Raw genomic sequence first — 20,002 nt, 5'->3', positions numbered from 1 at the left:
TTGAATGATTGGCAGCTTATCAGTTTTGAATTTCTGATACTTAGGAGAATGGACATCGTCGTGAGCCCATTGACCAATAGGAATAAATTTAGCAATAAAAAGCACTAAAAAGCGAATTAGTTGATTTTGATATTGTACAACTGAAAGTAAATGAGTTATAATTAAGTTCAAAACAATGACATCCTTTCTTTGGTATATTTGTTGTGTTGGAACTTCAATTATAACCGAAAATAGGGGGTCATTGTTTTTTTATTTTAAAAAATAGTGAAAACCTTTGAAATACAGCAGTTTTAAAAATTAAAAGTGGTGTAATACTTTACACTACCAAATTTATTAAGGAGGTTATCCAATGAAAAATGGTATTATCATTGTTTGTGCCTTTATCTTCTATGCAGCAACTACTTATTTAAGCGAGATATTTAATTTTGATTCTTCAAATATTGTTAGACTTACTATTCTAGGTGCATTTTTGATTAGCAGGATATTAGCAAAAAAAATCTACTGGGTAGACATAGTTGTAGGCATTGTGCTAGTATGCTTGCTGATCTTCATTGAGTACTTACCCTATGAGCTTATAATGGTATTAGTTATTTTAGGAATTATATTTGGTATAGGTTGCCTTGCATATAGTGTTATCAAGCCATATAAGTAAGTATAGAAAAAGTGGCCAACATCTATGTTATGATTAAGCGATGAACAACAGTCAATAAAAAAGCCTATAGTATTCACCATAGCTTTCAAAAACGCACTTAATTGAATATTATCTCAAATTATTGCATATTAAAATTGACCTTAGAAGGGTATTATAAGTATGTTTGTAGTTTTGCTAGTGACGAAGCGTTCAGTTGAAAGGAAAGCTACAGAACCAATCTAAGACTGTTCACATTATACCAGGTGGTCCTTTATTGGGTGAGGCAAGGCTATAAAGAAAGAGAGGCAGATCATTCTGCCTCTTTGTTAATCTTCCTTATTAATATGATTCATCAGTCTCGTATTCAGCTCTTCTGCTGCATTGTATCCCATTCTCCTCTGTCGGTGGTTCCTGGCCGCCACCTCCACAATCATAGCCAGGTTTCTGCCCGGCTTAATAGGAATCGTATTTTTAGGGATGTTACTACCTAAAATATCTATATATTCCTCATCCATGCCCAACCGGTCGTACTGCTTGTTATCATCCCAGTTTTCCAATTCGATTACCATATCAATCTTCTTTTTATTCCGTACGGCACCTACCCCGAATAGTTTGACGATATCCAGTATACCAATACCCCTTATTTCCATGAAATGACGAATCAGCTCCGGAGCACTTCCCACCACATTGCTCTCATCTACCTTTTTGATTTCTACTGCATCATCGGCTACCAGACGGTGTCCACGCTTAATCAGCTCCAAAGCTGTTTCGCTCTTTCCCACACCACTCTCACCAAGGATTAGAATACCTACTCCGTATACTTCTACCAAAACCCCATGTCGTGTAATAATCGGCGCCAATTTGTCATCCAGATAACTGGTCAGCTTACCGATCAGTCGGGTGGATGAAATATTAATCCGCAGCACAGGTCTTAAGAACTTTTTTGCAGCCTCCAGAATTTCCTCATGGACTTCTAAGCCCCTGCTATAAATCACGCAGGGAACAGGATGGGACAATATTTCTTCAGCTCGCTTCTTTCTCACCTGAGGTGCCAAAGTACCAAAATAGGTCCACTCTACCTTGCCGATGACCTGAACCCTTTCATATGCAAAGTATTTGTAGAACCCAGCCATCTGCAGTCCTGGCCGATTCACATCGCTGATCTCAACCTGAACAGATTCCTTCTCAGGCTTATATACCACCTCTAAGCCCAAATCCTCTATCAGTTGTTCAATACTTACACTTGACAAACAAATCACCCATCCTTTACGATTTATTGAAAAACTGTTGTATCTGCAGGGCTGCCCCTTTGTTCATTCCCTCTACAGCACAAAGCTCCTCTAAAGAAGCTTTTCTAATTTTGTCAATAGCACCAAAGTGTTTAAGCAAAGCTATTCTCCGCTTTTCTCCAATGCCGGGAATCTCGTCCAAAACCGACTGCACACTGGTTTTTCCCCGCAGGCTTTTGTGATAGGTTATTGCAAAGCGGTGGGCTTCCTCCTGAATTTTACCTACCAATTGAAAGGCATTGGGATACTGGCCAAGCCCAATTTCCTGACCTTGGTAGATTAAATCCCTTGTACGGTGTCGATCGTCCTTTACCATCCCTGCAAGAGGAATGTCTATGCCCAGGGCATTTAAAACATCTTGAACTGCATTGAGATGTCCCAATCCTCCATCGATTAAAATCAGCTTAGGCATTTTAGAAAATTTTCCCTCCAGGTCTGCGATACCCTTCTCTCTCATCATAGCCTGTTCTTCCAAACCTTTTTTAAATCTTCTATAGATCACCTCTTGCATGCTTCCGTAATCATTGGCCCCCTCAATGGTTTTAATTTTAAATCTTCTATAATCACTATTCTTCGACTTGCCATTTTCAAATACCACCATAGAAGCTACTGAGTCCGTCCCTTGTATATTCGAGATATCAAAGGCTTCTATACGAGAAGGTGCTTCTTTCAGTCTCAAAAGTGCTGATAGTTCTTCCAATGCGCCTACACTTTTTTCTTTATCTCTGATCAGCTTGTCTCTAAAATGTTCAAAAATTTCCCGGGCATTTTTTCGTGCCAGATCTAAAAGCTCTTTCTTCTCTCCTCTCAGCGGCTGTTTTATAGATATTTTGGAGCCCTTTATAGCGGACAGCCATTGTTCTACCAGTTGTTGATCCTCAAATTCCTCTTCTATCAGAATCTCCTTTGGCACAAAGGCTGTGCCCCCATAAAACTGCTTTATAAAGGAACTGAGTATTTCTCCCAGATGATCTTCCACTTCACAATCCAGCATATAGTGCTCTCTGCCCATGAGTTTGCCCCCCCGTACAAAGAATACCATGACACATACTTCGTGATCTTCCCTTGCAGAAGCTATGATATCCTGATCTACATCCGCTGCCACAACCACCTTCTGCTTTTCCATAATGGCTTCGATAGATCTAATCTGATCTCTATATTCTGCAGCCTTTTCAAAATCCATATTTTTTGCGGCCTCATGCATACGCCTTTCCAGCTCTTTGATCAGTTCATCCTGCTTCCCACTGAGGAATAGAATCACATCCTGAATCATCTTCATATACTCCTCATGGTGTACATCCCCTTTACAGGGTCCAAGGCAGCGGTGAATATGATAATTCAAACAAGGCCGGTCGTTTACTTTTTCAAGGTTTTTCGCGCAGGTGCGCAGTGGATAAAACTTTTTCAATATTTCCAGGGTTTGATTTACTGCCCCAACATTGATATAAGGTCCAAAATATCTGGCCCCATCCTTTACTACCCTTCTTGTCTTCACTACTCTAGGATATTTTTCACCTAGGGTCACTTTCAGATAGGGATAGTGCTTATCATCCCGCAACAATATGTTATATTTCGGTCTGTGCTTTTTGATTAGGTTGCTCTCCAACATTAATGCTTCTACTTCGGAATCGGTGATGATGTATTCAAATTCTGCAATATTCGCTACCATAGCACGGACCTTAGGGGGATGATTTTTAAGAGATTGGAAATACTGCCGCACCCTATTCTTTAAGGAAATAGCCTTTCCCACATAAATAATCCCGCCGCTCTCATCCTTCATTAAATAAACCCCAGGCTTATCCGGCAGCTTCCTTAACTGTTCATTCATATCAAACATATCTCATCCTCGCATTCTAGCCTTGCTTGTTCCATGGTCTCTCTTTATTGTACCAAATTGTAAATGTCTTAGTAATACTATTTTTCCCTCGGATATCAAAAGGGGTCAAAAGAGAAAATCTCCTTTGACCCCTTAGCCTGTCACTTCATTATTCTTGCCGCAGGAGCTTTAAAACCTGTGGGAAAGGCTCTAAAGCTCTCTCTAATACCCCTGTAATATAACCGATCAGCACCCCATAATTCACGATCGGCGTGTCATTTTCAATGGCCTGCTGAATGCGGAATTCCATTTCCTTTGGATTTAGCATACAGCCGCCGCAGTGAACAATCAGCTGAAATCTTTTCATTTCTTCAGGCTCAGGATAATAAGTCCCTGAAGTCCATTCAAAGTGCAACTCTCCACCTACGATTCCCTCAATCCACTTGGGGATTTTATCCTTGCCGATATCCCCTTCCTGACGATGATGGGTACAGCCCTCACAGATCAAAACACGGTCTCCCGGCTTTAATCTCTGAATTTTCTTGGCCCCCAACACCAACTCCTCCAATTCCCCCTTATACCTTGCAAAAAGAATAGAGAAGGAGGTCATGGGGATATCCTTCGGCGTAAGGGCATCCACCTTCACAAAGGCCTGTGAATCCGTAATGACCATCTTAGGTTTTTTTCCCAAGGATGCCAAAGTTTCTGCCAGTTCCGTTTCCCGGGTCATGATGGCAATGGCTCCGTGATCAATCACGTCTCTTATGGTTTGCTGCTGGGGCAGTATCATTCTCCCCTTTGGTGCAGCCTTATCGATAGGGGTTACCAATACTACCAGATCATGAGGTTCGATGAGGTCTCCTACAATCACCTTCTCCTGCTTTTCAACCTTTGCCTGCAGGATCATTTTTTCCTTTAATGCTTCGATCCCTTCGCCTCTCAATGCGCTAACCTTTACAAATGGAAAGCCGTAGGTTTGTTCCCACGCCTCTACAATTGTATCCTCCAGATTATGCTCATCGATCTTATTGACTACCCCCACCAGGGGTATCCTTTTTCCTTTGATCCTATCGATGATTTCTTCATCGAAGGCCGTAATTCCCTCGCTGCCATTGATTACCACAACTGCTAGTTCCGTTTTATTTAATACCTTGTAAGTCTTTTTTACCCGAAGGTCTCCTAGAATACCCTCATCATCAATACCTGCGGTATCAATAATAACAACAGGTCCGATAGGCAATATTTCCATGGTTTTATAGACCGGGTCTGTTGTAGTGCCTGCCACCTCTGAAACCAATGCGATGTCCTGATTGGTCAAGGCATTGATCAGACTGGATTTCCCTGCATTTCTTTTTCCAAAGATTGCTATATGAAGCCTATTGCTCCTGGGTGTTTCCTGCATTTTTATGTCCCCCCACATCTATTTTCAAATAGCTTGGAAATTTCCTTCCTGTTACTTGGATGGCTCTAATAGCAGCCTCCAGATCTATCATGTTTTTGTTGCTGTATATTTGGTATTTATATCGATATTTATTCGGTGTATTAATCAGCATCACCGTATTAGCCCCCGCCTGTAGAGCCTTGATTTGTCCCTCAGGATCCAAGGAGGCTAGGGCTGTGGTGGCAGGAATAAACACCCTTTTGCATACGATCCGTGTCACTGCTACCGCCTTTAAGGTCATTTCAACACTGCCGGGCGGATATTTTTCGAAGGGTGTACCCTTAGCCGGCAGAAATGGTCCAATTCCAATCATATTAATACCCATTTCCTTAAAAAAGAGTATATCTCGGGCAATATCCTCAGGGCGCTGTCCCGGTAATCCTATCATGCAGCCTGAGCCATTCAAATATCCTAACTCACGGAGCCACTCCGAACACTTTGCCCGCTCATCGAAATCGTCATCAGGATGAATAAAATCGAAAATTTCTCGGTTTGTAGTTTCTATTTTTAAAAGATAATTATTGGCCCCAGCTTCTTTAAAAAGGGCATATTCCTCCCGGGGTCTCTCTCCTATGCTTAAAGTAATTCGCATGCCTGTTTCTTTTTTAATCCGCTTGATGAGTTCAATGATTTTCTCTGCTGTCCACCAGGAGTCTTCCCCGGACTGCAGAATAACCGTTTGCAGTCCCATAGCCTTCAATTCATGGACAATTTCCATGATTTCATCCTCTGTCATTCTATATCGCTCCAATGTGGGCAAGCTCCTACGAACGCCGCAGTATTTGCAATCCTTCATACAAACATTTGAAAACTCTATGGCTCCTCTTACATCTACTACATCTCCAACAATTTCTTTACGCATCCGATCCGCTGCATTAAAGAGGGCATCCATTTCTGCTTTTCGCTCTGTTTTCAGCAGCAGGACAATATCTTCATAGGAGAGCTCCTCTCCAGCTTCAACCTTCTTCATAACTCCTATGAATTCCTCCGACAGTATATCCTGCTGGAGTTTTTCTATTAAACCGGATAATTTTTTTGGTATATCCGGATAGATTCCTTGAATCTCAATAGCATTTTTCCGAAGCAGGTTCTCCGCTTGATCAACTACATCCTTCTTTACCCTTATGGCGATTGCGCACACAGAGCCATATTCTGCGGGGGCAGGTACTAATGCAGTCTCAATCCCTACATCCTTTAACAACTTATCTCCGCGAAGCATATGGTTGGTAGAACCTGCCATAATTAAATAGTTCATTACCTCGTTTTTCTGCATCTTATCCTCCACCTTAGAGATACAAATCTCTTTCTCCCTCTTCAATACGCTTTAGGCGCTCTATTGTAATTTTCTTCAACTTCTCATCGGTTATCTTCTCTAACTCATTGGCAATCATAACCTCACCCTTGCGTCTGGTCTCTTCCGATGCATAGTCCTCTAAATTTTCTTTAAAGGTCATAATCGCATTGGGCTGGCAGAATTCATGAATATGTGCATCTTTGGCCAATTCCATAAAGGCTTCACCAGTTCTCTTTGCCCGGTAGCAAGCAGTACAAAAGCTAGGCAGATGCCCTTGCTCACAAATCACCTGCAGCATTTCATCCAGACTTCTTTCATCAGAGGTCTCAAACTGCTCTCCCTCCTGATCCTTTTCTTCATATCCTCCAGGATTGGTCTTTGATCCCGCTGATATTTGAGAAACTCCTAAGCTGAGAAGTTCATCCCGCAGGGCAGCCTCTTCTCTGGTAGATAGAATTATCCCTGTATAGGGGAGGGTTAATCGATAGACTGCTACGATTTTCTTCAACTCCCAATCGGCTACGGGATAAGGGGTCTCCTTGATTGCAGAATCTAATGCCGGTCTTAGCCTTGGAATCGAAATGGTATGAGGGCCCACATGATACTTGTCGTCCATATATTGGGAATGCATCAAAGTAGCCAGCACATCAAATTTATAATCATAGAGGCCTAAAAGCACGCCGATACCAAAATCATCCACCCCTGCCTCAAAAGCTCGTTCAATGGCTGTAAGCCGATAGTCATAATCGGATTTTGATCCGCTTGGATGCATTTTCTGATAGGTTTCACGATGATAAGTCTCTTGGAAAATCTGATAAGTCCCAATCCCAACAGCCTTCAGCTTTTTAAAATCCTCTACCTCCATAGGTGCTGCGTTCACATTAATTCTCCGAATGTCTGCCCCTTGATAGATGGTCTTGACTGCCTCGGTGATATGGTCAATATGGGTTTTAGCCCCATCTTCACCGCATACTAATAAAATCCGCTTATGTCCCTGGCTTTCAATGGCCTTAGCTTCTTTCAGGATCTCTTTTGTGTTCAATGTGCGTCGGTGCAGGCTTTTATTTGCTGCCCGGAATCCACAATAGAGACAATTATTTGTACATTCATTGCTCGTATACAAAGGTGCAAAGACCACGATCCTGCTGCCGTAGATATGCTCCTTAATCTCCCTGGCTGCTTCAAACAGTGCTTCCAGTTCTTCCTGATCCTCAATTTGAAGCAAAGCTGCTGCTTCTTCCAGGGTAAGACCATAGCAGTCCCTTGCCTTTTCGATGATCTCCAATCGTTTCTTTCTGTCTATTTTTTTTCCTTCTTCCAATAACGTATTAATTCTTTCCTCACGAATAACCTCATAGGCTTTCATATTGTACACTCCTCTATTATTTTTGCGTAAGAGCACTTTTTACAGTAACTCCCTGCAATCTTCCCAGTTTACCTGTCAGCGCTCCGATCTCGTCGGTGGTTCCATCTACAATGATGGATATGATGCTCATTTGTTTTTCTTTATAGGGTACACCCATTCTGCCTACAATAATATCTCCATAGGTGCTCAGCAATTTATTCACCAGCTCAACGCTGTCCTTATTTTCTACTATTATAGCTACTACCCCAATCCTCTTGTTCATAACACCCTTCCTCTCTTCTAAAAACAAAAAACTTTCCTAAAGGTAGGAAAGTTTTATAAGTAAATCGTTGCTTTCTACCCTCATGCTCAGAAAAATCCTTGCACTTAGAATCCTGTACCTTTCCTCCCAACGAATGCAATCCATTGGTCAGAATGATGAAGTTTTTAAAAAGCGTAGATGATTGCTCATCTACGCTCTAATGATTACTCTCTTGTTGCAGCAGCATCGTGATGAGCACTATGAACTGCTTCTGTTTTTGCACCGTATTTTTCTCTTGCTACATAATGGGTATGCAGTAATTCATGAGCTTTATGACTGTTTGGCTTGCCTAGGAAATCTGCATATAGTTTTTGTACCATTTCGTTTTTATGAGACTTTCTAGCCTCCATTACTGTATCTTCTTCGTATAATGCTTTGGCTCTTTCTAATCTTAAGTCACAATCCATTTTCACTTTAGCAGATACCTGTGGCTGACCACCGCCAGTTACACAACCGCCGCTACAGCCCATGATTTCAATGAAATGATATTCCTTCTCACCGGTCTTAACCATGTCTAATAATTTGGCTGCCATAGCTGTTCCGTGAGCAACCGCAATCCTAATAGTATTTCCACCTAATGTTACTTCTGCTTCCTTAATTCCTTCTAAGCCTCTTACTGCGTTATATTCAATATTTTCAAGGTCTTTACCTTCTAATACGTCCGCAACCGTCCTTAAAGCTGCTTCCATAACACCGCCGGTAGCGCCGAAGATAACCCCTGCACCGGTATACTCACCCATTAAATCCTGGTCAAACTTTTCATCTTCAAGAGCAGTAAAGTTGATTCTAGCCTGCTTAATCATTTTTGCCAATTCTCTTGTTGTCAATACAGCGTCTACATCTCTTAGACCCTTCACATTCATTTCAGATCTGGAAGACTCTGTTTTCTTAGAAGTACATGGCATGATAGATACGGTAAAGATCTTTTTCGGATCAATATTTTGCTTTTCTGCATAATAAGACTTCACAATTGCTCCTACCATTTGATGGGGTGATTTACAGCTGGATAGATTGTCTAGGAACTCTGGATAGTTAAATTCGCAGAATCTGATCCATCCTGGTGAACAGGAAGTAATCATTGGAAGTTTACCGCCATTTTGGATTCTTCCTAATAACTCATGACCTTCTTCCATGATTGTTAGGTCAGCACCAAAGTTTGTATCATATACTTTATCAAAGCCAAGACGCTTTAATGCTGCTACCATTTTACCAGTTACTCTTGTACCAATCGGCAACCCAAATTCTTCTCCAAGGGCTGCTCTTACAGCTGGAGCCGTTTGAACCACTACGTGTACATTTGGATCTTCGATAGCGTCCCAAACTCTCTCAATATCTTCCTTTTCTCTTAAAGCCGCAACCGGACAGGCAACGATACACTGGCCACAGTAGATACATGGTACCTCATCCATGCTCTTGTTAAAAGCAGGTGAAACTTCTGTTTTAAATCCTCTATTGGTAAAGTCCAAGATGCCTATTTTCTGTACATCTCTACAGACATTGACACATCTTCCGCATAAGATACATTTGCTAGGATCTCTTACGATTGAATGAGAAAGAGCATCAATTTGTCCGCCGGTTTTCTCTCCTTCGAAAGGAATCTCACTAATGTTTAGTTCTTCTGCCAAGCTTTGCAGTTCACAGTTTTTATTTCTATAGCAGGTAAGACATTCTCTATTGTGATTGGATAAAATTAATTCTACTGTAGCTTTTCTTGCATCTCTTACTTTCTTTGTATTTGTTTTAATAACCATGCCTTCCGCAACCGGATGCACGCAAGATGCTTGCAAGCCTCTTGCTCCCTGCAGCTCTACTAAACAGACTCTGCAGGCACCTACTTCATTAACGGATTTCATATAGCATAGTGTGGGAATATCAATCCCTACAGCTTTTGCTGCTTCTAAGATGGTATATTCCTTTGGCACTTCAACTTTAATATTATCTATTGTCAAAGTAACTTTTTCCATTTCGATCCTCTCCTTTTCTAATCAGATAAAAGTCCTTCCACTATTTTCTGATGATGGCTTTAAACGGACATTTATCTACGCAAGCCCCACACTTGATACATGTCTCCGTATTAATGGTATGCAGTTCTTTTCTCTCTCCGGAAATTGCATTCACCGGACAAGCCTTCGTACATAGTGTACATCCCTTACATGCATCAGTAATGTGATAAGTCAATAGCTCTTGGCATACGCCTGCCGGACATCTCTTTTCGACAACGTGAGCCTCATACTCATCTCTAAAATATTTTAAAGTTGATAGTACCGGGTTTGGAGCAGTCTGCCCTAATCCACACAGAGAAGAAGCTTTGATATTCTCTGCCAATCTTTCAAGCTTATCAATATCTTCTAACTCCCCTTTACCCTCTGTGATTTTATCTAAAATCTCCAACATTCTCTTTGTACCAATTCGGCAAGGAGGACATTTACCACAGGACTCATCTACTGTAAAGTCTAAGAAGAATCTTGCAATGTCTACCATACAGTTGTCTTCATCCATTACGATCATACCGCCGGACCCCATCATAGAGCCTAGTGCAATCAAGTTATCATAATCAATTGGTGTATCTAAATAGTCCGCTGTAATACATCCACCAGAAGGACCTCCGGTTTGTACGGCCTTAAATGCCTTACCGCCAGGAATTCCTCCACCGATTTCAAAAATAACTTCTCTTAGAGTTGTTCCCATTGGAATTTCCAATAACCCTGTATTGTTAATCTTTCCGCCTAAGGCGAATACCTTCGTGCCCTTAGATTTTTCTGTACCGATACCTGCAAACCACTCCGCTCCATTTAGGATAATCTGTGGAATATTAGCATAAGTTTCTACGTTGTTTAACAGGGTTGGCTTTTCCCATAGGCCTTTAATCGCTGGGAAAGGCGGTCTTGGTCTAGGCATACCTCTTTTTCCTTCGATGGAATTTAACAAGGCTGTTTCTTCTCCACAAACGAAGGCTCCAGCACCCAATCTGATTTCCAGGTCGAAATCAAAACCTGTTCCAAATATATTTTTTCCTAACAATCCATATTCTTTTGCCTGTTCAATAGCAATCTGCAATCTGTTAACAGCGATCGGATACTCTGCTCTAACATAAACATATCCTTGATTTGCGCCTACAGCATAGCCTGCAATAGCCATCGCTTCAATTACAGAGTGTGGATCTCCCTCTAATACGGAACGGTCCATAAATGCACCTGGATCTCCTTCGTCGGCATTGCAAGCTACATATTTTTGATCTCCCTGTGCTCTGTAAGTGAACTCCCATTTCAAACCAGTTGGGAAACCACCGCCCCCACGGCCTCGAAGTCCGGATTTTTTTATGGCTTCAATAACATCTTCTCTGGACATTTCTGTTAAAACTTTTCCAAGGGCCTTATATCCATCAAATGCAATGTATTCTGTAATGTCTTCCGGATTGATAACCCCGCAAAGCCTTAGGGCTACCCTTTGCTGCTTCTTGTAGAAATCTACTTCGTTAATAGAACGTACCTGATCCTCTACTACAGCTTCCTTAAATAAAAGGTCCGTAACAATTCTTCCCTTTAATAAATGCTCCTCTGTAATTCTCTGAACATCCTTCGCCTCGATTCTGCTGTAGAATGCTCCTTCAGGATAAACAATTACAATCGGCCCCGCTTCACAAAGACCAAAACATCCTGTTCTGACCAGCTTTACTTCGTTAGCGATATTATGCTTCGCCAATTCTTCTTTAAATGCATCTTCTATACTAATTGAACCTGAAGAAGTACATCCTGTACCTCCACAGATTAACACATGTGATCGAAATAATTCCATGGTTTGCCCTCCTTACAAAATAGTGATTTACTTTGCAGCGCCAATCGTAAATTCATCGACTACCTTACCGTTTACTATGTGTTCCGCAATAACTCTTTTTGCCTTTTCAGGATTCATTTCTACATAAGTTACTTTTTCTTCGCCTGGTCTGTATACTTCAACAATCGGTTCTAGTCTACAGACACCAATACATCCTGTTTGACTTACTGTTACTTGTTGCAGATTTCTTTTCTTTACTTCTTCAACCATTGTCATTAAGATAGGTCTTGCTCCAGCTGAAATACCACAGGTTGCCATACCAACTACGATTCTAGTACCTTCTCTTTCTGACCGCAGATCTACTTTTTTTAACGCTTCTTCGCGAATCTTAGCCAATTCCTCTAATGATTTCATCAATGAATCCCTCCCGAATAAATAGATGTTTGTAACGTTTTCCTGTGTATATGGATCCGTCCTAACTAGTATTTTGCAATTATGCCAGGTACATCCGCTTCAACCAAACGTCCGTATACATCCTCATTCACCGTCAGCACCGGTGCAAGTCCACAGGCACCAATACAGCGGGTAGCTTCAAGCGAAAATTTTCCGTCTGGTGATGTAGCACCTACTTCTACATTTGCTTCCTTTTTGATTCTGTCGATAATTTTTTGGGCTCCCTTTACATAGCATGCTGTTCCCATACAAACTCCAATGGTGTAATCACCCTTCGGCTCTAATGTGAATTGAGAATAGAATGTAATAACGCCGTAAATCTCTGCCAGCGGAATGTTTAGAGCTTCTGATATTCTTTTTTGTGCTTCTAAGGGTAAACAGCCGAAAATTTTTTGTCCTTCATGAAGCACAGGCATGAGCGCTCCTTTTTTTCCTTTGTTCTTTTCAATAACAACTTCTAGTTTTTGGAAATTTTCCTTCGTTAAAATTTCTTTTGGCATAGTACCTCCCCTTTTCTTTCTGCAATTTATATTAGAATGTCATTCATTTTTGTGTCCTGACTCTAAACAACTATCCTCATTATAACATTCAAAATTAAAGTTGTGTAGTATTTTTGTCAATCTTTTGTCGAGTTTTGCATAATAAATTTCAAAGTATCCTCAATTTGACATATTTACTTCATTGTAAAGGGTGATTGAAATAAAAGTTTACATAGTGGAAATTTTCAAAATTTTCAAGGTCATTTTTTGTATTTTTTTTTAATAGTTTTGTAATTTGTTTTGGATTACTTTATAACTGTAAAGTAATAGCTCTTTTCAATTCTTTTCCGTGCATGTTCAAAAAAAAAAAAAATCCTGAAAACAGATTGGAATAAGTATGTTAAACTGTTGTCTATGTTTTGTTAATGTTTTAACATTCTTTTTTTAGTATAGACCCTGCTTTTTTTGTTAAAAATCAAAAATATAAAAAAATGGGGGGAAGCAGAATGAAAAGCTTCAAAATAGGTTTACAAGCTCTTATTATGAGTGTTTTAATGATCAGCCTAATTAGCATCAATGGGTCGGCGTTAAATGATCCATCCCTATCGCAAAAGACCATTCAATTATCACTAAACGGTATGCCTTCAGATCCGCTGACTGCACTCTTTTTTAAGGACCATATTTATGTTCCCATCGGTTTTATTGCAGAACAGTTAGGCTGTAAGGTTGATTGGAATAGCCGTCAACAGAGGTTATCTATCTCCAGTTCATCTGCGTTCAAAGATTTTGAAGAGGCCAATCCTTTGGGTGGAGAACGCTTTGTCTATGGAGAAATTCTATCTGTTGATTTGGATAATCGTCAGTTAAACATCGAAGAGCACTATGACGATCAATATGTCTATGTAGAGCCAAATCTTATGGTACTGTCTGAGGCAGTGATTATCCTGCAGCGGAAGGATAAGGCCATGAATTTGGACTTTGAGGATTTAAAAATTGGGGATGTGGTAGGACTAGTACTGAACAAAGAGGGGAAAGTCCGGGGAATCATTTTGAGTCAGTAAACCCATAATTCAATCTAACTATAAAAACCTCCCGTTAGACCTCCAGACAAGGAGAATCTTATGAGAGGTTTTTCATTTATCACTTTTATTGCTTGAGAGATTTCTTAAGAAATCTGCCGGTGTAGGATGCTTCTACCATGCATATCTCTTCCGGAGTGCCTGCGGCCACAATAGACCCGCCTCCGTCTCCGCCTTCCGGACCCAAATCAATAACATAGTCGCTGGTCTTAATCACATCCAGATTATGCTCTATTACCAGTACCGTATTTCCCGTATCTACTAACCGGTTCAGCACTCCTATCAATTTGTGAATGTCTGCAATATGAAGTCCTGTGGTAGGCTCGTCCAAAATATAGAAAGTCTTACCTGTACTGCGCTTGCTGAGCTCTGTGGCCAGCTTAATTCTTTGAGCTTCCCCTCCTGAAAGCTGGGTTGAGGGCTGACCTAGCTTGATATAGCCTAATCCCACCTCATAGAGGGTTTCCAGCTTTCTTTTGATCCCCGGAATGTTCTCGAAAAACTCCAAGGCTTCTTCAACAGTCATATCCAGTACATCAGAAATGGATTTTCCCTTATATTTTACTTCGAGGGTCTCACGGTTGTACCGCTTTCCTTTGCATACATCACAGGGAACGTATACGTCAGGAAGAAAGTGCATTTCGATTTTTATGATTCCGTCTCCTTTACAGGCCTCACATCTTCCGCCCTTGACGTTAAAACTAAACCGGCCTTTTTGATAACCCCGTATTTTAGCATCCGGTACCCTTGCGTATACGTCTCTGATGAGGTCAAAAACCCCAGTATAGGTAGCCGGGTTGGAACGTGGCGTTCTGCCAATAGGAGACTGGTCGATATCAATGACTTTGTCAATGAACTGGAGTCCTCTAATTTCCTGATGACTGCCTGGACGTGTCTTGGCCCGGTGAAGCTCAGCAGCCATTCTTTTATAAAGTATCTCATTGACCAGGGTACTCTTTCCAGAACCGGAAACTCCTGTAACACAAATAAATACACCCAGAGGGAATCTGACACTTATGTTTTTTAAATTATTTTCTTTTGCCCCAACTACTTCAATCCATTTTCCGTTAGGCTTTCTTCTAACTTCAGGGACCTCTATTTTTTTTCTTCCTGATAAATACTGACCGGTGATAGATTCCTCGCAGGCCATAATTTCCTCTGCCGTACCCGCTGCCACAATATATCCGCCGTTGGCACCCGCCCCCGGTCCAATGTCAATAATATGATCTGCCGTAAACATCGTGTCTTCATCATGCTCTACAACAATTAAGGTGTTTCCAATATCCGTTAGATTTCGCAAAGTCTTCAGCAGCTTCTCATTGTCCCGTTGGTGCAAACCGATACTAGGCTCGTCTAAAATATATAAAACCCCCATCAACTGACTTCCAATCTGGGTCGCCAGACGGATCCGCTGGGATTCTCCCCCCGAAAGGGTTCCTGCCCCACGGTTTAAGGTCAAATATTCCAAGCCTACGTCCGCTAGAAAACCAAGTCTTTCATTGATTTCCTTTAGAATTTGTCTGGCAATCATTTTATTTTTTTCAGAAAGTTCCAGGGTGCTGAAAAACTGAAGTCCGTCCTTGACGGAAAACTCAGTGGCCTCGGATATATTTTTTCCTGCAATCTTTACTGACAATACCTCTGGCTTCAAACGTGCGCCTTTGCAAGCCTCACATGGAATCAAACTCATGTACTCTTCGATTTTTTCCCTGGAATAATCAGACACCGTTTCCTTGTAACGTCTTTCTAAATTCTTAATAATCCCTTCAAAGGCAGCCCGATATTTCCGCATGCCTCCAAATTTACTTTCGTAGGTAAATTCTATGGTCCGCTTTCCGGTTCCATAAAGCAAATCATGTACGAATTGCTCGGAAAGCTCATTGATAGGAATGTCCAAACTTAAGTCATATTCTTTAGCTAAAGCCTCTACCATCTCAAAGTAATAAGTTCCTTCACCGGAATTGGCAAGAGGTGCTATCCCGCCCTCACGTATACTAAGAGATGGGTTTGGGATCACCAGTTCCGGATCTATTTTTTGCAAAAATCCAATTCCATTACAATGGGTACAAGCCCCATAAGGGCTGTTGAAAGAAAACATTCTTGGTTCTAGTTCTTCTATGCCTATACCATGCTCCGGACAAGAGAATCTTGTACTAAAGGTTAAATCCTCCCCATCTATGATGTTCACAACAATAAGCCCCTCCGATAGGGAAAGGGTGGTTTCTATAGAATCTGCCAACCGTTTTTCAATACCCTCTTTGATGATGATCCGGTCTACCACTACTTCTATAGTATGTTTCTTTGTCTTGGCCAATTTGATATCTTCACTTAATTCTCTCATCTCTCCATTGACCCGGACACGAACATAACCATCCTTTCTGATGGTTTCTAAAACCTTGGTGTGTTCTCCCTTTCGACCCCTTATCAAGGGCGCCAGCAATTGTAGTTTGGTCCCTTCTGGGAGCTCCATGATTTTATCCACGATCTGATCTACAGTTTGCTGGGTGATCTCACGATCGCATTCGGGGCAGTGTGGTGTTCCTATTCTGGCAAAAAGAAGGCGTAGATAATCGTATATCTCTGTAACCGTTCCCACCGTTGAGCGGGGATTTCTGCTGGTGGTTTTCTGATCAATGGATATGGCTGGAGATAACCCCTCAATATAATCAACATCAGGTTTCTCCATTTGTCCTAAAAATTGCCTGGCATAGGCTGACAGGCTTTCCACATACCTTCTCTGTCCCTCAGCATAAATGGTATCAAAGGCCAGAGAGGACTTCCCCGAACCGCTCAGTCCTGTCATTACTACAAATTTATCTCTTGGAATCGTTACATTAATATTTTTCAGGTTATGCTCTCGCGCACCTTTTACAATAATGTTGTTTCTTGCCATCATGTCACCTCTACCCTATCTTTTCCTTTAGTGATAGTATTTTATCTCTTAATTCAGCGGCACGCTCAAACTGCAGGCTGGCCGCAGCCTCTTGCATTTCTATTTCCAATCGGCTGATGACTTCCTGAATTTCTTTTACCTGCATTTCATCTGAAGCCTTGTCGAGTCCGTATTTAACAGACTCCTCCGCAGCCTTTGTTGCCTCAATCACATCTCTAACCTTCTTTATAATCCCTTGAGGCTCAATGTTATTTTTTTGATTATATTCTTCCTGAATCTTTCTTCTTCGGTTGGTCTCTTCAATGGCTCGGCTCATAGAGTCCGTAATCTTATCTGCATACATAATTACCTTTCCATTGAGATGGCGCGCTGCACGGCCAATGGTCTGAATCAATGAAGTTTCCGAACGCAAAAAGCCTTCCTTATCAGCATCCAGAATCGCCACCATAGAAACCTCAGGCAGGTCCAGTCCCTCTCTTAAGAGGTTTATCCCTACCAACACATCGAATACCCCTAAACGCAAGTCCCGAATAATCTCCATTCTTTCCAAAGTATCAATATCGGAGTGAAGATAGCGGACCTTTATGCCCACATCCTTTAAATATCCTGTTAAATCTTCGGCCATTTTCTTCGTTAATGTGGTTACCAAAACCCGTTCATTTCGTGCGATCACACCGTTGACCTCTCCGATTAAATCATCGATCTGTCCCTTTACAGGACGCACATAAATTTGAGGGTCCAGAAGTCCTGTTGGGCGAATAATTTGCTCCACAACATTTTCACTCTGTATCTTCTCATAGGGCCCCGGTGTTGCACTAACATAAACCACTTGATTGACAAGGCTCTCAAATTCGCCAAAATTCAAAGGCCTATTATCAAAAGCTGAGGGAAGCCGGAAGCCGTACTCTACTAAGGATTCCTTTCTGGATCGATCTCCCGCATACATACCGCGAATTTGGGGGACTGTTACGTGTGATTCATCAATAATAAGTAAAAAATCATCGGGAAAATAATCAATCAATGTAAAAGGCTTACTGCCAGGCGGCCGTTGGGATATATGTCTGGAATAATTTTCGATGCCCTGGCAGAAACCCACCTCCCGGAGCATTTCAATGTCGTACATGGTTCTTTGCTGTATTCTTTGGGCTTCAATAAGCTTTTCATTCTCTTTAAAATACTGCACTCTCTCCTGCAGCTCTTTTTCTATATCATGGATCGCCCGATCCAGTTTGTCGGAGCTGGTAACATAATGGGAAGCCGGGAATATTGATACATGATTTCTCAACCCGGTGATTTCACCAGTCAGAACATTAATTTCAGTGATCCGTTCAATTTCATCTCCGAAGAGTTCCACTCGAATGGCGTTCTCCGAAGAGGACGCCGGAAAGATCTCAATGACGTCCCCGCGAACTCTAAAGGTTCCACGAATAAAATTGATGTCATTGCGAACGTATTGGATTTCAACTAGTTTTCTCAGTATATCCTCTCTGCTTTTTGTCATCCCTGTACGGATGGATAATACAAGATTTTCATAATCCACGGGATCTCCCAATCCATAAATACAAGAAACACTGGCTACAATGATGACATCCCTGCGCTCATAAAGTGAAGCCGTAGCAGAGTGGCGCAGCTTATCTATCTCGTCATTGATCTGTGCGTCTTTCTCAATGTAGGTATCCGTATGGGCCACGTAAGCCTCCGGCTGATAATAATCATAATAACTGACAAAAAACTCTACTGCATTATCTGGAAAAAACTCCTTAAACTCACTGCAGAGCTGGGCTGCTAGTGTCTTGTTATGGGCTATTACGAGGGTTGGCTTTTGAACCTTTTCAATTACATTGGCCATGGTAAAAGTCTTTCCAGAACCGGTAACCCCTAAAAGGATTTGGGCCTTTTTACCCGCTAAAATCCCCTGGGTCAGCTTTTCAATAGCCTGAGGCTGGTCCCCAGTGGGTTTATACTCAGAGACAATCTGAAATTTTTTCATTAAAATACGCCTCTTTTCCATAAACATACAATCAAATTATACCATAGACTTTTATTTTGGGCTCAATCATGTCTTGCACGTTGCAAACATTTGTTCGTATAGTAAATTATATCGCTCTCTCACAGGAAAGTCAATGATTCAACTTTTTTTGTTGCTTGATAATGATGGTTTATATTAAAATAATTTTTTTAGGCAAAAGGATATTGTGTTTTTTTATAGAAATGTTAGTTGATTGTAAATTTCCATATCAAGTGAAGGTGACTGAATGTGTCCAAAAGACAACTTTTACCGTTTTCTGTAATTCTAATCTGTACTATCGCCATGCTTTTATTCCTGTATTTGTTATTGCCCTTTTTCGGCTATACCGTAAAAAGGCTGCACCCTGCTGTCATAATCCTTTTAGTAGTTCTTCCCCTATGGCTCAATCACCACTACCATTCTAAGCATTTAAGAAAGTTAAATCATCAGCTTAGCAGCATGGATATGCTTATGCGGGTAAACCGGGAACTGGCCAGGAGCAACCTGCTGAATAAAGCCATGCTGGAAATCTCCAATTCTATCGTTCGTATTCAAAACTTGGATGAACTGCTGCAGCAAGTACTGGAAAAGGCGGTTAACATCATTGACAGCGCTGATAAAGGCAGTATTATGATTTCTAACCGGGAAGGAAAACTGAACTTTCGGGCAGTATATGGCTATGATATGGCAAGCCTGTCCAAAATCACCTTATCCCTTGAGGAAACCTTTATCTATACCCATACAAAGGGAGCATCCTTAAAGGCCTGTATCATTCAAAATCCTCAAGCCTTTAACAACCAAAACATGTCAGAAAACAATTTAAATAAATTTGAAGATGCTAAAGCCTTAGATATTCGAGCTACCATTTGTGCTCCTATTGTTGTGGATGAAGAACTCTATGGATTAATCCTGAATTATTCATGAAGATCTAAAAAATGAATTTAGACCCTCAAAATTGAGTTTTATCAGTTTTAAAAATCTATATAAAGGAAAAAGTTCCTAAAAAAGGGTAGACTTATCCCGTAATAGTTGTTTTTGGGTTGTTTTTGCCGTTTTGAAATTGCCAAGGTTCACTGTTTTTGCTATTCAAACTTTGGGAGTCGCCTTATGTTTTCAAAGGTTTCGTAGAATTCCTCTTTATATGGGCAGCTGCTACAAAGTTTGAATGTAATATATCT

At 41.1% G+C, this 20,002-nt stretch carries 15 protein-coding genes; 3 read left to right on the top strand and 12 right to left on the bottom strand.

Annotated features, from left to right (window positions below):
- Positions 1-349: 349 nt before the first annotated feature.
- The gene (locus tag BUB56_RS17170; protein WP_110942489.1) at positions 350-652 is read left to right on the top strand and encodes a hypothetical protein; all 303 of its coding nucleotides are present in this window, start codon (positions 350-352) and stop codon (positions 650-652) included.
- Positions 653-957: 305 nt separating this feature from the next.
- Here the strand turns inward: BUB56_RS17170 and hprK are convergent, their stop codons facing one another.
- From hprK to BUB56_RS17120, 10 genes are all read right to left on the bottom strand, one after another.
- The gene (gene hprK / locus BUB56_RS17165) at positions 958-1,881 is read right to left on the bottom strand and encodes an HPr(Ser) kinase/phosphatase (protein WP_110942488.1); all 924 of its coding nucleotides are present in this window, start codon (positions 1,879-1,881) and stop codon (positions 958-960) included.
- Between the two features lie 16 nt (positions 1,882-1,897).
- The gene (gene uvrC, locus BUB56_RS17160) at positions 1,898-3,757 is read right to left on the bottom strand and encodes an excinuclease ABC subunit UvrC (RefSeq protein ID WP_110942487.1); all 1,860 of its coding nucleotides are present in this window, start codon (positions 3,755-3,757) and stop codon (positions 1,898-1,900) included.
- Positions 3,758-3,905: 148 nt separating this feature from the next.
- Positions 3,906-5,138 (bottom strand): [FeFe] hydrogenase H-cluster maturation GTPase HydF, encoded by a 1,233-nt coding sequence (gene hydF / locus BUB56_RS17155; RefSeq protein ID WP_110942486.1) that lies wholly within the window; start codon positions 5,136-5,138, stop codon positions 3,906-3,908.
- Positions 5,113-6,450 carry a [FeFe] hydrogenase H-cluster radical SAM maturase HydE gene (hydE, locus tag BUB56_RS17150; protein ID WP_242946416.1) on the bottom strand — a complete coding sequence of 446 codons (1,338 nt, stop codon included), beginning with the start codon at positions 6,448-6,450 and terminating at the stop codon, positions 5,113-5,115. Before hydE ends, hydF begins: the two co-directional genes overlap by 26 nt.
- Before the next feature lie 13 nt (positions 6,451-6,463).
- Positions 6,464-7,837: a [FeFe] hydrogenase H-cluster radical SAM maturase HydG gene (hydG, locus tag BUB56_RS17145; RefSeq protein ID WP_110942485.1), complete on the bottom strand. Its 1,374-nt coding sequence runs from the start codon at positions 7,835-7,837 to the stop codon at positions 6,464-6,466.
- Positions 7,838-7,853: 16 nt separating this feature from the next.
- Positions 7,854-8,099, bottom strand: coding sequence for a TM1266 family iron-only hydrogenase system putative regulator (locus BUB56_RS17140; protein WP_110942484.1), 246 nt, complete (start codon positions 8,097-8,099; stop codon positions 7,854-7,856).
- A gap of 203 nt (positions 8,100-8,302) precedes the next feature.
- Positions 8,303-10,102, bottom strand: coding sequence for an NADH-dependent [FeFe] hydrogenase, group A6 (locus tag BUB56_RS17135; protein WP_110942483.1), 1,800 nt, complete (start codon positions 10,100-10,102; stop codon positions 8,303-8,305).
- Between the two features lie 40 nt (positions 10,103-10,142).
- The gene (nuoF, locus tag BUB56_RS17130; protein ID WP_110942482.1) at positions 10,143-11,933 is read right to left on the bottom strand and encodes an NADH-quinone oxidoreductase subunit NuoF; all 1,791 of its coding nucleotides are present in this window, start codon (positions 11,931-11,933) and stop codon (positions 10,143-10,145) included.
- Positions 11,934-11,960: 27 nt separating this feature from the next.
- Positions 11,961-12,326, bottom strand: a complete 366-nt coding sequence (locus tag BUB56_RS17125; RefSeq protein WP_110942481.1) for a (2Fe-2S) ferredoxin domain-containing protein — start codon at positions 12,324-12,326, stop codon at positions 11,961-11,963.
- Between the two features lie 65 nt (positions 12,327-12,391).
- Complete coding sequence (locus BUB56_RS17120) at positions 12,392-12,865, bottom strand: NADH-quinone oxidoreductase subunit NuoE family protein (protein ID WP_110942480.1); 474 nt, start codon at positions 12,863-12,865, stop codon at positions 12,392-12,394.
- Between the two features lie 485 nt (positions 12,866-13,350).
- Between BUB56_RS17120 and BUB56_RS17115 the strand changes: the two genes are divergently transcribed.
- Complete coding sequence (locus BUB56_RS17115) at positions 13,351-13,905, top strand: stalk domain-containing protein (RefSeq protein ID WP_190014677.1); 555 nt, start codon at positions 13,351-13,353, stop codon at positions 13,903-13,905.
- A gap of 85 nt (positions 13,906-13,990) precedes the next feature.
- Here the strand turns inward: BUB56_RS17115 and uvrA are convergent, their stop codons facing one another.
- Complete coding sequence (gene uvrA / locus BUB56_RS17110; RefSeq protein WP_110942478.1) at positions 13,991-16,816, bottom strand: excinuclease ABC subunit UvrA; 2,826 nt, start codon at positions 16,814-16,816, stop codon at positions 13,991-13,993.
- A 10-nt stretch (positions 16,817-16,826) separates the two neighbouring features.
- Positions 16,827-18,806: an excinuclease ABC subunit UvrB gene (uvrB, locus tag BUB56_RS17105; protein ID WP_110942477.1), complete on the bottom strand. Its 1,980-nt coding sequence runs from the start codon at positions 18,804-18,806 to the stop codon at positions 16,827-16,829.
- A 267-nt stretch (positions 18,807-19,073) separates the two neighbouring features.
- Between uvrB and BUB56_RS17100 the strand changes: the two genes are divergently transcribed.
- Positions 19,074-19,748 carry a GAF domain-containing protein gene (locus tag BUB56_RS17100; protein ID WP_110942476.1) on the top strand — a complete coding sequence of 225 codons (675 nt, stop codon included), beginning with the start codon at positions 19,074-19,076 and terminating at the stop codon, positions 19,746-19,748.
- The last annotated feature ends 254 nt before the right edge of the window (positions 19,749-20,002 follow it).

The organism is Geosporobacter subterraneus DSM 17957 (assembly GCF_900142145.1).
GTDB classification, from domain to species: domain Bacteria; phylum Bacillota; class Clostridia; order Peptostreptococcales; family Thermotaleaceae; genus Geosporobacter; species Geosporobacter subterraneus.
The sequence above is the reverse complement of the archived record's forward strand: the minus strand, read 5'-3'. Positions and strand labels throughout refer to the sequence as shown.